Source organism: Chryseobacterium sp. 22543, from assembly GCF_052044565.1.
In the GTDB taxonomy this organism is placed as follows: Bacteria; Bacteroidota; Bacteroidia; order Flavobacteriales; family Weeksellaceae; genus Chryseobacterium.
Map to the genome: position 1 here is coordinate 973728 of NZ_JBQENH010000001.1, position 13286 is coordinate 987013.

Genomic DNA, 13286 nt, shown 5'->3' on the forward strand with positions numbered 1-13286 from the left:
ATCACCTGATTTTCGAAAGATTCGTAAGTGATTAAAATGTATAGACAAAGACGGCAAAAAAACAAAATCTCGCCTGAATAATCAACTTTTTTATAATCTTAAGTCTGAAGATCGTTAACTGTTTTTAGATGAAATCAATTTTAAAAATGAAAAAACAAATTACTATATTGTATAACATAGTAATAATAAATAATTATATCTTTGCATAACAAAGTATAAAAATATGATTATTAAAAAACTAATTTCCTTTTTGATATTGCTTCTGTTTGTCAGCAATGCAGCTGATGCCCAAATCCATACAAAAGGATATGAAAAGAAAATTGACAGTATTATCCAGACAGAATTTGGGAATGAAAATGAGCCTGGCGGTGTTTTCCTGATTACTCAAAACGGAAAGAATCTCTACCGGAAAGCATTTGGAAAAGCCAACCTTGAACTCAACGTCAATATGACTCCGGAGAATGTTTTCCAGATCGGATCTATGACTAAACAGTTTACCGCTGTGGCTATCCTGATGCTGGAACAACAAGGCAAACTTACGATCAATGATCCTGTTTCCAAATACCTTAAAGATTATCCTAATGGAGACAAAATTACCATTCATCATCTTCTGACCCACACATCAGGAATTAAAGATTTCACCAAAATGAAATCCATTTCTTCTATTGCCCAAAAAGAGATGAAACCTGAAGAAATGGTCAATTTTTTCAAGAATGAAACTGTAGATTTTGCTCCCGGAGAAAAGTTTGATTACAACAATTCCGGATACGTAGTTTTAGGCCATATTATTGAATTGGTTTCCGGAACTTCTTATGAAGATTTCATTAAGAAAAATATTTTCGATAAAGCAGGAATGTCTCATTCTTACTATGCTTCGGACAGAAAAGTGATCCCTCAAAGAGCTTATGGCTATCACAAAAAAGAACAGGGATTTGTAAATAAAACGGTCATCAGTTTCAGTGTTCCTTTTTCTTCCGGCTCATTGATGTCTACTGTAGATGATATGCTGAAATGGCAGCAGGCTTTACTTAAGAATACGCTGCTGAATCCGGCAGAAACCCAAAAAGCGTTTCAGAAATATAAACTGAACAATGGTGAAGAATTTACCTACGGATATGGATGGCATCTGAAAGATATCAATGGAACTCCTGACCGGGAACATGGTGGAAGTGTATTTGGATTTAAAAGCATGGGTATTTATATTCCCGGTGAAGATATTTATGTGATAGGATTCAGCAACTGCGACTGCCACTCCCCGACTGAGGTTACCAGAAATATTGCGAAGGCAACATTGAGCGAAATAAAAACCTCATCAAAAAAGCCATAAAAGGAGTCCTGGTTATTTTTTACACCTCATTTCAGGGAGAACATGATTGGGAACTCTAAAAACAGAAACAATCACAAAAATCAGACAGAGAATATTGATCAGTACGGCAATTGTGAATGCATTGTGATAATTTTGTACTGCGGGTTTTGTTCCCAAAAAATAATAGAAAATACTTCCTACAGCAACAATTCCAATGATGGCAGCAATCTGCTGGAAGGTGTTATAAACCCCAGATGCATTTCCAATCAGTTTTTCAGGCATTCCTGACAAGGCAATATTGGCCAGCGAAGGAATGATTGACCCTACTCCCAGCCCATGTAAAAATAACAGCAGCCATAAAACAGGAAAACCGATCTGTATTCTGAATAAAAACAGCTGAAGAATAAGAATAACAATAATAAAACTGAGCCCTGCAATCAGGGCTTTTTTTCCATATCTCAAAATCAATTTTACAGAAACAGCGGATGCGAGTATAAATCCAAGCCCTTGAAAAACAATAATTTCTCCGGCTTCTAACGGACTGATCTTTAATCCATCCTGAAAAAAAAGCGACAGAATATAAAAATAGGAATCCAACATAATGAAAAAGAAGGAAACTGCCACAATACCCAGATTGAAATTTTTATAACGGAACAATTCAAAATCAATCAGATAAGAGCGTTCGTTTTGTATTCTCTTCTTTTGATTTTTTATAAAACCAAAAATAATTCCGGCTGAAATAACCATCAACAAAGCGTTTTTAAAATGAAATCCTTCATGCTCAGACATTGTCAGGGCATAAGCAGCACAGAACAATCCTACAGAAAGTATTGCAACTCCACCCATATTGAGAAATTGCTTTACTGAAATTTTAGATTCATTCAATAATTTCAGACTCATGAAAACCGCCGGAAGACATATAGGAATATTCATCAGAAAAATAAGTCTCCAGGGTTCTTCCATGATTGTAAGAGATGAAAAGTATCCCCCGAGAAACTGACCTAGAATGGTTCCTATTCCAATAGTAATCCCGTACCATCCCATCGCTTTTGTACGTTCATGGTGAACAGGAAATAAAATCTGAATCATCGAAAGGACCTGAGGAGCCATCATTGCTGCACTTATCCCTTGTACAAATCTCGAAATGACCAGTTGTTCTGCTCCTATAGAAATTCCGCAAGCAATAGAACTCACCATAAAAGCTATTAATCCAATGATATAGATCTTTTTTCTTCCGTATAGGTCACCCAATCGGCCTCCTGTAATCAGAAAAGAAGCAAATCCGATAAGGTAAGCCGCAATCATAAACTGCATTTCTCCGTTGGAAGCATGAAGGTCACGCTGTACTGAAGGTATAGACACATTAATAATAAAAATATCCATGATCGTCAACAACTGACCAAAGAGTATCACCAATAATTTCAAATATTTATGTTTCATTTTTATATAGATATATCTATTTTTTAATATTTAAAAAAAAATTAGGGTAGTAAACCCTGAACAATTTTTTTCACCTGATCAAAAGAATCATTTTGTTTGCTGATTGTAGATGTTACGACCGCTCCTTCTATTAACAGGAAAATATTTTCTGCTGTTAAATCGATATCACTAAGTTGTCCCTGGGCTCCATATTCTGTTACGAGTGCTTTTATCAGATCTTTCTGTTTTTCTTTATGTTGTTTGGCAAAACCCGAGACAGAAGGGTTTCCTTCCCCTATTTCAGAAACTATTTTTATAAAATGACATCCTGCAAACTTAGAGGTCTGCTGCAGTTTCTTCCTATAGTCAATGAGTGCCAGAAGTTTTTCTTTGGGCTCCGAGATTTTGGATGTACTGTTTTCAAATCCTTCAAACCAGCTTAATTCTTCTTTGATGAGATATGCCTGAAGAAGATCATTTTTAGATGAAAAGTGATTATACAGTGAGCCGATAGCAATGTCAGCTTCAGCAATAATCTGGTTGATTCCTGTAGAATTGTACCCTTGTTTATAAAATAAATCTGAAGCAACCCTGATAATCCTATCGCGTACTTTTTCTTTTTTCATCGTGAAAATTTTTACAAATCTACACAAAAAATAGATAAGTCTATCTATTTTTTAAATACATATAAAAGCTTTATTTTAGATTAAAGAAATTCTCACTGTCATGAAATCACGGTTTTCATTTTTCTTATTACTTTTGTTAATCGCTGTATCGTGCAGTCAATCACAGAAATCTAACCCTGAAAAAAATATGAAATCGACCAATCCTGTTGTGTATTTTGAAATTCCTGTGCATGATCTGGAACGTGCTGAAAAGTTCTATTCTGCTGTCTTTAACTTTAATTTTGAGAAAGAAATTATTGACCGTTATGAGATGGCTTTGTTTCCTTTTGAAGAAAAAAACAGTGGTATTACAGGAGCTTTGGCTAAAGGAGATGTCTACAAACCTTCCAAAAGCGGTGTCATTATCTATTTTAAAACAGAGAGTATAGACCATACCCTGGAAAAGGCTGTACAACATGGAGGTTCTGTTCTTTATCCCAAGAAAACAGACGAAAAGTTTGGCTTTGCTGTAGCAGAATTTGAAGACACAGAAGGAAACAGAATTGCACTCCATGAAACGGTAAAATAGTTATACCATTCTCTGCATATTATTTTTTTAAATAAGATTGAGGCATATTTTGTATCTTTCAATAACCATTTTTAAAAGATTATTTGGTAAATACCTATGGCGGAAGAACTTTATTTCATCAAAACCAACCCAACTATTGCCAAAATTAATTTGCACAATAAGCTCGACCGTGAAGAGGAAAATATTCTAAAATTCCTGCCATCTGATGCAAAAGACACGCTTGAGAATATTAAAAACAAGGTAAAGGATTCTGTTGAAGAGCTTACTCAGGAGGAACTTCTGCTTATTTTTCAATGGTTTAGTAATATGTATTCTTCAGATCATGAGGAAGCTAAAACGCAGCTTTACATCAATGGTATTGATCTTTTTTATGAAATACCTACGACCATTCATGCCGAAAATTTCCTTCAGATTCTTTCAGACTATGAAAAACTGCTGAAACAGGACATGAATTATATTGTGGACTCCAAAAATTTCAATCAATTTCTGATCTACGGAATATTTCTCACAGAAATCATCAATAAAAACCAGCATCAGAATAATATGCTTTGTGAGTACCTGAAACCAGACAATCAGTCTTTATATCTTCTGGCAGAAAACCAATGTGGTTCAAAAGAATTTGACGGAAAAATCATTCCGGACCTTCAACATCATTTTGCTGATCTGTATGATCAGACTAAATTTTACAAAGGTTCTATTATTAAACTCGAGCAGTAATAAAAATCTTTCATTCGTTTTTAGCTGTTTTGATGACCCTTTCATTATGATTGGAATGAATTTCTTTATCCTTGTTTAAAATTTATTAGTTTAAAAAATATTATCCTGCTCATGTAACATTCTGGATTCAATAGTTGTCTTGTATACATAATCGAAAGAAAACTGTTGAGAAAAACAGTAACCACGATTAGGAAGAATTATTAAATCAGGATAAAAACTATACCACAGCCAGCAGCCTCCTTTACGATGTAGAACTGCTGGTTTTCTTATTTACTTACAGCCAAATTCTTTACGGTAACAAAATAATATATCATTCCTCCGGCAAAATAAGCAAATACATCAAAAATATCTCCGGTAAAGTGTTCAGATAGTTTCGGGCAGATCACTTCAAACAAAAAAGACAGATAAAGTACTGACGTCAATACAAATTTCAGATCTGGTTTCCATTGATAGCCTAAGATAGAATTCATCGTAAATTCTATCAGATAACAATACATCGGAACAGTAATACCATCTGTAACATAATCATTGATAAAGGGAATATAAATTCCGTTTCGTCTCAGTAAAATAATTGTTCCCCAGACTGCCAGTCCCAGCAGAAACCAATATGAAATTCTTTTTTTCATCACATGTGAAGTACTGCCATTATTATCCCAAGAAGTACCTGCAGTATTTTGGATATAACCTCCTGAGGATCTGTTTTGTTTTCTTTTTCAGTACTTTCTGCTGATTCATAATTGAATTTTGGTTTACCTTCCATTATCCTATGATTTTTATACTGCAAATATATTAAATTAGAACAATTGTTCTAATTTTAAGAATATGATTTATATCCATTCTTATATTCTTATCTTTGAGCTATGAAGACCAAGGATAAAATTCTGTCTAAAGCGCTGGAGTTATTTAATGACAAGGGATATAACAATATTACCACAAGGCATATTGCAGCTGAACTCAATATCAGTGCAGGCAATCTGCATTATCATTTCAGGCACTCAGAAGACATTATTAAAATTCTTTTCTCAGAGCTTATCCTGAAAATGGATGAACTGCTGAGCCAAATGAAAAAAATAGAGAATAAAAGCCTTGAAGATCTTTATCAGTTTACCTATTCTATCTGTGAAATTTTTTATTCTTACCGTTTTATATTTGTCAATTTTATAGATATCCTCAACCAGATTCCTGAAATAGAATCCAGGTATGAAGGGATCAATTTCAGTAGAAAAGAAGAATTCCAGCTTATCTTTTCAGATCTTCAAAAGAGTAATATTGTTCAGAAAGATGTGCCTCATTTTATCTTAGATTGTCTCATTGAACAGATTTTCATTATTGCAGATAACTGGCTTACTCATAACAGACTTATCTTAAAACTCAGTCATAAAGAAGCAATACAGCATTATACACTTCTGCAGATGAATCTTTTTTATCCACTTCTTAATAAAGAACAGCAAAAGCTTTATGAACAGCAGTACATCCAATAGTCAAAGCATTACGATCAGAAAAGGGATCAGGAAAGATCTCCCTGAAATGCTGGAGCTTTTTACAGCTACTATAGATGAGGTATGCAAAAAAGACTATAATCCCCTACAGCTCGAAGCATGGAAATCCGGTGCTGAGAACGAGGAAAGATGGATGAATGTGATCAGCAGCCAATATGTTTTAATTGCTGAAAACAGAAAGCAGATTGTTGGTTTCTGTACACTCGATAAGGGAAACTATATTGATCTGTTTTTTGTACACAAAAATTATCAACAGAAAGGAATAGCAGCGATGCTTTACCATGAAATTGAAAAAGAAGCTCTGCAACAAGATGAGAGACTGCTCACAGCGGATGTAAGCAAAACCGCCAGGCCATTTTTTGAGAAAATTGGTTTTCATGTGATTGAAGAGCAGACTGTTCATGTAAAAGGAATTGCCCTTATCAATTATAAGATGGAAAAAAAACTCATCTCTTAATTTCTGAATTATGAAATTACCACGGGAATACAATGAGTTTAGGATTTCAGTTCCTCAGGAATTCGAAAACGTATTTACTCATTTTTATTTTGCTGAAAATATTTCTGATATCTCGGTTACAAAAACTCTTTTACCAACATACCAGACTATTTTGCTATTCTGCTTTGGAGAAAGTGCCACGATGTCTACCCGGGAAAAGACAATTATTGGTGTTGATAAATGTATGATATTTGGTCCCGTGAGGCAATCTTTTGAATATACGCTTCCGGCAGGATGTTCTATTCTTGTAGCCAATTTTAAAGATGATGCTTTTTTCAGATTTTTTGGAAAAGTACCTATTGAACAATCGGTAAGGCATCCAGATGAACTGCTGGAGGAAAATTGCTTTACCGATCTTTGGTATAAGCTGAAAAAGCTAGATTCAACTACAGAACAAGTGAATCATATTATTGAATTCTGCAGACCTTATCTTCAGCATCAGGATACTACCAGCAAGCTCTTGAGCTGTTTTGAGAATAACCTCTTAAATCCAGTTAAAGTGATTGCAGAACAAACTCAGCAGACTGAAAGAAATATTCAGCGCAAACAGAAAGAGCAATTTGGATATTCTCTGAAAGAACTTAACCGCTATAGCCGTTTTTTAAAAGCTGTAAAAATCATTGAAGAGGAAACCGGAAAGCAGAATAAAGTGAAATGGTTTACTATCATTGATGAATGCGGTTATTATGATCAAAGCCAGCTTATTCATGATTTCAAACATTTTATGAACATCTCACCTGCTCAGTATTTAAAATTTCAGGAGGAAATTTGTAATCCAAAATCTAAATAGCCTATTTCGTTTTCTTACAATTTTTGAAAAGTATACCACATTACTTTTGTCTCATTAATCTTAATAAGAAAAACAATGAGACATTTAATAATTTACGCACATCCTAATGAAAACAGTTTAAATCACAATCTTTTAAATACGGTTGTTGAAACTCTTCAGTCCCGGAACGAGGAAATTATTGTGAGAGATCTTTATACCATAGGTTTTGATCCTGTACTTTCTCTGGATGATATGCAGGGACAGCGCATGGGAAAAATATCGGATGACATAAGAGTTGAGCAGGAACATATTTCATGGGCGGAGCAAATTACTTTTATTTACCCTATCTGGTGGACGGGGCTTCCTGCTATGATGAAGGGATACATAGACCGTGTTTTCAGTTATGGTTTTGCGTACCGTTATGATCAGGGCATACAAAAAGGACTTCTGACTGGTAAAAAAACCGTAATTATCAATACCCATGGAAAATCTCATGGAGAATATGAAAAAACAGGAATGGATAAAGCCCTCACTTTAACCTCAGATAACGGAATTTTCATCTACTCCGGGCTGGAAATCATCAGACATTTATTTTTTGATAAAGCAGATAAAGCGACTTCCGAAGATCTTGAAGTCTGGAAAGATCAAATTAAAAACTTATATTCTGAATATGTCTTTAATGATTAAATTTAAATAATAATTCATGAAAATAAACACAGACAGACCGTTAACCCGCCATTAATTGCCCTCAACAAACTGACGAAAAATAATAATAAAATACAGTCTTTACATCTTTATCCTCTATTTTGCTTTTAAAGGATTTATGGCATGAAATTAGCTTCAAAAATCGCAAGTAAAATTGTTTTGAACCATTATTTTAAGCCATTAAGATAGATGGATGGTTAAGTTTTTTCTTAAAAACAAATCTTGTTATAACCCTGCAATACGTCTTAATGGTTTAAATATTGGATCCACAGAAAATTTCTGGACAATAACAACATTATGAAACATTTAAACAGCATACTACGTCTTCCATTCTTCAGTGAATATTATGCTCCGGGCTATCGTTCGGGAAGACTTTCTATATCTGTAATTCAATAAAATAATCTAACGTATATATAGAGCCCGGACAGTACCTGTCCGGGCTTTTTCATTTTTAAAACTATTCAACATGATCCATTTATTACAAGAAAATGTAGCTATCATCCTGCCTGAAAATGGTTTGGAAGAAAAACTTACACAAGCCAAAGAGGAAAACAGAAAACTATCTATTAAACTAGGGTTTGATCCTACCGCTCCGGATCTGCATCTGGGACATGCAGTAGTGCTAAAAAAGCTGAAACAATTTCAGGACCTGGGACACCAGATCATTATAGTAGTAGGAAGCTTTACAGCAAGAATTGGTGATCCTACAGGGAAAAATAAAGCCCGAAAACCTTTAAGTGCCGAAGATGTACAGCATAATGCCCAGACTTATATCAATCAACTTTCCAAAGTGATTGATATCCAGAAGACAAAAATTGTTTTCAACTCGGACTGGCTGGATGCCCTCGACTTTTCAGAAGTTATCCAGCTGCTATCAAAAGTTACTGTGGCTCAGCTAATGCACCGTAACGATTTTAATAAAAGATTTACAGAAAATACTCCTATTGCCATGCATGAACTGGTATACCCAATTCTTCAGGGGTTTGATTCTGTAAAAATTGAATGTGACATCGAAATGGGCGGCACAGATCAGCTTTTCAACTGTACCATGGGAAGACAGCTTCAGGAGGTGCACGGAATGCCTGCTCAGATCGTCATGTGTATGCCATTACTAAGAGGCCTTGACGGCAAGGAAAAAATGAGCAAATCCCTGAACAATATTATCGGCCTGACAGATGGGCCGAATGAAATGTTCGGAAAAACGATGTCGATTCCCGATGCTTTGATTGAGGAGTTTATCAACCTAGCCACAGATTTTTCAGTGGAAGAAAAAACGATTCTTGTTTCAAAAATGGCAGAAGGCGAAAATCCTATGAATATTAAAAAACTCATTGCCAAAAATATCATCAGTCAATACCATGACGTTGCTTCAGCAGAAAATGCGGAACAATTCTTTATCAATCAGTTTCAGAATAAAAATTTTGAAGAGAAAGTGTATGAGCCTGTTTCTATAGGTTCTTTGAAGAACAGCCAAAATAAAGTATCTCTTGTGGAACTTTGCCATCAGCTTAAAAGTGACCTCAGCAAATCGGCGATCCGGAGACTGATTGAGAATGGAGGAATTCAAATCAATAACAGTAAAATAACGGACTCTAATGAAGAAATGGAACTGATCCCTCAAACCAAAATAAAGATCGGGAAAAGGGGCTTTTTTGAGCTGATATAAAGCGAGAAGATGGGAGCTGGAAGAGGGAAGTTTTTGAAAGACGATGAACTTATAAAGTTTTTTGATAGGAATATTTTTTAAACAGAAGTTAAAATTAAAAAATACAGAAGTTCCTTACAGTCCAAAAATAACTTCCAGCTTCCCTCTCCCATCTTCCATCCTTCAACTTATTTCAATATCTTCGTTTTCTAAAAACTATTTTCCAATGAGCTACATCATGGTAGACATAGAGTCAGACGGCCCGATTCCAGGAGATTTTTCCATGGTCTGCTTCGGAGCAGTACTTGTGAATGAGAAACTGGACACCACTTTTTATGGAAAACTGAAGCCTATTTCTGAAAAATTTAACCCTGATGCTTTAGCGGTTTCCGGTTTCAGCAGAGAAGAAACAATGAATTTTGATGATCCGGAAAAGGTAATGCTTGCTTTTGAAAACTGGATTAAAATACATTCTAAAGGCAGACCGATATTCATCAGTGATAATAATGGTTTCGACTGGATGTTTATCTGCTGGTATTTCCATCATTTTATCGGACGGAATCCTTTTGGCTTTTCTTCGAGAAGACTTTCTGATCTTTATTGCGGACTGGAAAAAGATACTTTTGCCCAATGGAAACATCTGCGTAAAACCGAACATACCCACAATCCGGTAGATGATGCCAGAGGAAATGCTGAGGTTCTGCTCTACATGAAGAAAGAGATGGGACTGAAAATAAGTTTTAAATAACCTTTATCAACTTATGGGAAAAGATACTTCAATTTATATGTTTGACAATGAAAAGGCGGCAGTGAATCTTTATGAGGATCTACGGCATAGAATGTATCATACCCAGACATTCAGAGGTTATATTAATGACAAAAGAAAGGCTCTGAATAATGATAAAATCAGCTTCGATAGAATACTGGAGACCATCAAAAATGATATCAACAGTATTACTCCTGACGATATGCTGGAAATCATGTTGTTCTTTAGAAGTCAGATTGAGCCTCTCTTTTATCATGATTCCTGGGAAGCAAGGAATGAATATTTTGAAACATTATATCAATATTTAGGAATTTTTTGGCTTTACGAGTTTCCTAATGCTGCAGCATATTATGGCTATATGCATCAATACGAAAATTACACTGAGTTCTTCCCCATTAGCATGCTGAAGAATTATCAGTCGGGTATCAGGATCTGCTCAGAAGATTTTCTGCTCTTCAACGATTATGTAATTTGGGTCACAAAGGAAATTCTTGATCGGTAGTCATTCTGTTCTCCATTCTTATTCTTTCTTCCGGAAATCTATAGAAATGAAATCCAGAATTGATGCAAAAAAATCCAAAAATTCTTATCTTAGAGTCTTATTAATGCTGATATAGCCTAAAATTGGAATTCCAAAAAACATGAGTACTTCCCTTATTTACCGAAAAGCTACTGACAACGACATCGATTATCTTCTTGATCTGAGAATGAAAACCATGAATCCTCATTATGAAACTTCAGGACTTTCTACCGACAGAGATACCACCCTGCAAAGAGTTCTGTACCAGTTTGAAAAAGCTGATATTATTCTTTTAGACAATCAACCCGTCGGACTGTTAAAAGTAGACCGAACATTTACCAACATTGAGGTTCTGCAACTTCAGATTGATCCCAGCCAACAAGGTAAAGGTCTTGGAAAAAAGATTTTGTCAGATATTCTGGAGGAAGCTTCATTAGCCGGGAAAACGGTATCATTAAGTGTTTTAAAAACCAACAAGGCACAGCATCTTTATATAAGTCTTGGGTTTAAGATTACAGGGGAAGATGAGTATTCCTATTTTATGGAAACGGAAAGGCAGTAAATAATTTTTTTTAAAATTTTGGCTAAAGCCGTTGAATGTTTCCTTTGATGAAATAATTTGATTTTTGTCATTCTGACGAAGGAAGAATCTCATACATAAACAGCATATGAGATTCTTCACTACATTCCATTCAGAAGGATACTCCCTGAATCAAGTCTTGATTATAGTTTAGTTTTTAGTGATTCGCCATCGTCACGTAGATGAGCCTTCCACCCTCTTCTGCAGATAACAGTATTTTTTTACCATCAGTGAGTTCAACCATAGAACCTGGTGGAATTTCTTTTTGTTCTGTAACATCTTTCATTCCGGATAACCCTTGATTCACCAATACCCATTTTCCCTGATGAAAGGTAAAATATCCTACAGGCATTTTATCCTGCATCGTCAGGTTTTCATTGCGTATTACCTTTCTGGAAACGTGCCATTTGAACAGATACTGGTTATGATAGACCATCAGTCTGTGATTCTCAGGTTTCCATACCTCATCGTCAAATTTAAAATATAAGTCTAAAACGGGTAAGGTTCCCTGATGTGGCGTTCCGCAAAACGGACATTTGGGACTGCTTGTATTATCAAAGACGTACCATTTTTCGGTACAGCCGGAATTATAACAAGGCTGTATCAGATCTACGGTTTTCAACAGCGCAGCTTCCCATTCATTGGCTGTGGGACGCCTGATGGGATCATGCAATCCGTCTATAAAGGTTTTTCTGAAAAGATCCGAAATATAGGGCCCGGTTATGGTATAAGGAATCTTTTGAGGATCACCCCAGAATGCATCCCATTTCCGGAGATGATCAGCTTTTACATGATTGGATAGATTTTCCGGATCTTCCACAAACATAGCTTTTTCTCCCATCGACAGAATTTCATCTTTTTCAGAATCCAGATCCCAGATTTTTCCCCCACGCAGCGGATGTCTTCTTAGCAGGTACATATAGATCAGAACAGCAAGGGCATGCAGATCTGTTTTTTGATTGGGCAGATGTCTTCCCGGATCCTGAAGGCTTAAATGTTTTGTTTTTAAAACTTCAGGAGCAATAAAATCTGCAGTTCCTATCACTTCCGGCGGAAAGAGTTTAGGAACAACCAGACCGTCAATATCGATAATACAGGCAGATTTTGTAACAGGATCTACCAGAATATTATTGTAAGATAAATCAGAATGTGCCAACCCCATCTGATGCAGTTTTTTCACTCCTCTGCTGATATTGACTGCAATCTGGAAATAACTCAGCCAATCTCCCAGCTCCGACTGATCCAGTCTCAACGGATACTGCTGATTCCTGAACATAGGAGCCGTAAACCATTTTCCCACTTTATCCTGTCCCTGAATATTTTCTGACCCGATATATCCTTTCGCAAAATAGAATTTATTATGGTAAACAGGAACCACAATTCCTGTGAGTTTATTTTTTTCAACAATATCGTAAGGCCACCTGAATATTTCATTCAGAAAGTACTCAGAAGCATTACTATTCTGTATACTCTGCAGATAGGTAGAAACAATTCTCATGATTCTTTCTTTTTGCCCTTCATCCAGCGGATTCCGGTAAAAAGCCACCACATAGTCTTTATCAGGAGAAAAATAAACATCTTTCATGCCACCTCGGATAGGGGTTTCATCTACATATTCATAGGATTTGGCTGTGTCCAGGACAGAAACAACCTTAATGGTCTTTTTCATG

The 13286-nt window shown here is 35.6% G+C and carries 16 protein-coding genes; 11 read left to right on the forward strand and 5 right to left on the reverse strand.

Annotated features, from left to right (window positions below):
• Nucleotides 1-223 precede the first annotated feature (223 nt).
• Nucleotides 224-1327, forward strand: a complete 1104-nt coding sequence (locus ACTJIP_RS04310; RefSeq protein WP_440704159.1) for a serine hydrolase domain-containing protein — start codon at nt 224-226, stop codon at nt 1325-1327.
• Nucleotides 1328-1339: 12 nt separating this feature from the next.
• On the opposite strand, the gene ACTJIP_RS04315 is transcribed toward ACTJIP_RS04310, so the two are convergent.
• Together ACTJIP_RS04315 and ACTJIP_RS04320 are read right to left on the reverse strand one after the other, a co-directional pair.
• Nucleotides 1340-2746: an MFS transporter gene (locus ACTJIP_RS04315; protein WP_077419175.1), complete on the reverse strand. Its 1407-nt coding sequence runs from the start codon at nt 2744-2746 to the stop codon at nt 1340-1342.
• A 41-nt stretch (nt 2747-2787) separates the two neighbouring features.
• Nucleotides 2788-3351: a TetR/AcrR family transcriptional regulator gene (locus ACTJIP_RS04320; protein ID WP_077419174.1), complete on the reverse strand. Its 564-nt coding sequence runs from the start codon at nt 3349-3351 to the stop codon at nt 2788-2790.
• A gap of 187 nt (nt 3352-3538) precedes the next feature.
• Here ACTJIP_RS04320 and ACTJIP_RS04325 point away from each other — a divergent pair, with 187 nt between their 5' ends.
• Both ACTJIP_RS04325 and ACTJIP_RS04330 read left to right on the forward strand, forming a co-directional pair.
• A complete protein-coding gene (locus tag ACTJIP_RS04325) occupies nt 3539-3919 on the forward strand; it encodes a VOC family protein (RefSeq protein WP_077419375.1) in 381 nt (126 codons plus the stop codon).
• 96 nt (nt 3920-4015) lie between these two features.
• Complete coding sequence (locus tag ACTJIP_RS04330) at nt 4016-4636, forward strand: hypothetical protein (protein ID WP_180564470.1); 621 nt, start codon at nt 4016-4018, stop codon at nt 4634-4636.
• A 266-nt stretch (nt 4637-4902) separates the two neighbouring features.
• Here ACTJIP_RS04330 and ACTJIP_RS04335 read toward each other — a convergent pair whose 3' ends face one another.
• Together ACTJIP_RS04335 and ACTJIP_RS04340 are read right to left on the reverse strand one after the other, a co-directional pair.
• Entirely contained in the window at nt 4903-5262 is a 360-nt protein-coding gene (locus ACTJIP_RS04335) for a hypothetical protein (protein WP_077419172.1), read from the reverse strand.
• Nucleotides 5262-5396, reverse strand: coding sequence for a hypothetical protein (locus tag ACTJIP_RS04340; RefSeq protein ID WP_257468984.1), 135 nt, complete (start codon nt 5394-5396; stop codon nt 5262-5264). Before ACTJIP_RS04340 ends, ACTJIP_RS04335 begins: the two co-directional genes overlap by 1 nt.
• A 100-nt stretch (nt 5397-5496) precedes the next feature.
• Between ACTJIP_RS04340 and ACTJIP_RS04345 the strand changes: the two genes are divergently transcribed.
• The 8 genes from ACTJIP_RS04345 to ACTJIP_RS04380 all read left to right on the forward strand — a co-directional run bounded on the left by ACTJIP_RS04345 (nt 5497) and on the right by ACTJIP_RS04380 (nt 11598).
• Nucleotides 5497-6117, forward strand: coding sequence for a TetR/AcrR family transcriptional regulator (locus ACTJIP_RS04345; RefSeq protein WP_180564471.1), 621 nt, complete (start codon nt 5497-5499; stop codon nt 6115-6117).
• On the forward strand, nt 6095-6592 hold the full coding sequence (locus ACTJIP_RS04350; RefSeq protein WP_180564472.1) for a GNAT family N-acetyltransferase: 498 nt from the start codon (nt 6095-6097) through the stop codon (nt 6590-6592). The genes ACTJIP_RS04345 and ACTJIP_RS04350 overlap by 23 nt, the downstream gene beginning before the upstream one ends.
• A 10-nt stretch (nt 6593-6602) precedes the next feature.
• Nucleotides 6603-7421 (forward strand): helix-turn-helix domain-containing protein, encoded by an 819-nt coding sequence (locus ACTJIP_RS04355; RefSeq protein ID WP_440704160.1) that lies wholly within the window; start codon nt 6603-6605, stop codon nt 7419-7421.
• 75 nt (nt 7422-7496) lie between these two features.
• Nucleotides 7497-8087: an NAD(P)H-dependent oxidoreductase gene (locus ACTJIP_RS04360; RefSeq protein ID WP_077419168.1), complete on the forward strand. Its 591-nt coding sequence runs from the start codon at nt 7497-7499 to the stop codon at nt 8085-8087.
• Between the two features lie 484 nt (nt 8088-8571).
• Nucleotides 8572-9771, forward strand: a complete 1200-nt coding sequence (gene tyrS / locus ACTJIP_RS04365; protein ID WP_077419167.1) for a tyrosine--tRNA ligase — start codon at nt 8572-8574, stop codon at nt 9769-9771.
• 205 nt (nt 9772-9976) lie between these two features.
• A complete protein-coding gene (locus ACTJIP_RS04370; RefSeq protein WP_428168329.1) occupies nt 9977-10498 on the forward strand; it encodes an exonuclease in 522 nt (173 codons plus the stop codon).
• 13 nt (nt 10499-10511) lie between these two features.
• The gene (locus ACTJIP_RS04375) at nt 10512-11018 is read left to right on the forward strand and encodes a hypothetical protein (RefSeq protein WP_428168330.1); all 507 of its coding nucleotides are present in this window, start codon (nt 10512-10514) and stop codon (nt 11016-11018) included.
• A 139-nt stretch (nt 11019-11157) separates the two neighbouring features.
• A complete protein-coding gene (locus ACTJIP_RS04380) occupies nt 11158-11598 on the forward strand; it encodes a GNAT family N-acetyltransferase (protein ID WP_077419165.1) in 441 nt (146 codons plus the stop codon).
• A 175-nt stretch (nt 11599-11773) separates the two neighbouring features.
• Here ACTJIP_RS04380 and ACTJIP_RS04385 read toward each other — a convergent pair whose 3' ends face one another.
• A complete protein-coding gene (locus ACTJIP_RS04385; protein ID WP_219073190.1) occupies nt 11774-13285 on the reverse strand; it encodes a helix-hairpin-helix domain-containing protein in 1512 nt (503 codons plus the stop codon).
• Nucleotide 13286: the final 1 nt, after the last annotated feature.

Coding starts and splice junctions, on each gene's coding strand:
- ACTJIP_RS04340 (WP_257468984.1), bottom strand. CDS start 5,396: ATGGAAGGTAAACCAAAATTCAATTATGAATCAGCAGAAAGTACTGAA.
- ACTJIP_RS04310 (WP_440704159.1), top strand. CDS start 224: ATGATTATTAAAAAACTAATTTCCTTTTTGATATTGCTTCTGTTTGTC.
- ACTJIP_RS04385 (WP_219073190.1), bottom strand. CDS start 13,285: ATGAAAAAGACCATTAAGGTTGTTTCTGTCCTGGACACAGCCAAATCC.
- ACTJIP_RS04380 (WP_077419165.1), top strand. CDS start 11,158: ATGAGTACTTCCCTTATTTACCGAAAAGCTACTGACAACGACATCGAT.
- ACTJIP_RS04345 (WP_180564471.1), top strand. CDS start 5,497: ATGAAGACCAAGGATAAAATTCTGTCTAAAGCGCTGGAGTTATTTAAT.
- ACTJIP_RS04320 (WP_077419174.1), bottom strand. CDS start 3,351: ATGAAAAAAGAAAAAGTACGCGATAGGATTATCAGGGTTGCTTCAGAT.
- ACTJIP_RS04330 (WP_180564470.1), top strand. CDS start 4,016: ATGGCGGAAGAACTTTATTTCATCAAAACCAACCCAACTATTGCCAAA.
- ACTJIP_RS04335 (WP_077419172.1), bottom strand. CDS start 5,262: ATGAAAAAAAGAATTTCATATTGGTTTCTGCTGGGACTGGCAGTCTGG.
- ACTJIP_RS04325 (WP_077419375.1), top strand. CDS start 3,539: ATGAAATCGACCAATCCTGTTGTGTATTTTGAAATTCCTGTGCATGAT.
- tyrS (WP_077419167.1), top strand. CDS start 8,572: ATGATCCATTTATTACAAGAAAATGTAGCTATCATCCTGCCTGAAAAT.
- ACTJIP_RS04355 (WP_440704160.1), top strand. CDS start 6,603: ATGAAATTACCACGGGAATACAATGAGTTTAGGATTTCAGTTCCTCAG.
- ACTJIP_RS04315 (WP_077419175.1), bottom strand. CDS start 2,746: ATGAAACATAAATATTTGAAATTATTGGTGATACTCTTTGGTCAGTTG.
- ACTJIP_RS04360 (WP_077419168.1), top strand. CDS start 7,497: ATGAGACATTTAATAATTTACGCACATCCTAATGAAAACAGTTTAAAT.
- ACTJIP_RS04370 (WP_428168329.1), top strand. CDS start 9,977: ATGAGCTACATCATGGTAGACATAGAGTCAGACGGCCCGATTCCAGGA.
- ACTJIP_RS04350 (WP_180564472.1), top strand. CDS start 6,095: ATGAACAGCAGTACATCCAATAGTCAAAGCATTACGATCAGAAAAGGG.
- ACTJIP_RS04375 (WP_428168330.1), top strand. CDS start 10,512: ATGGGAAAAGATACTTCAATTTATATGTTTGACAATGAAAAGGCGGCA.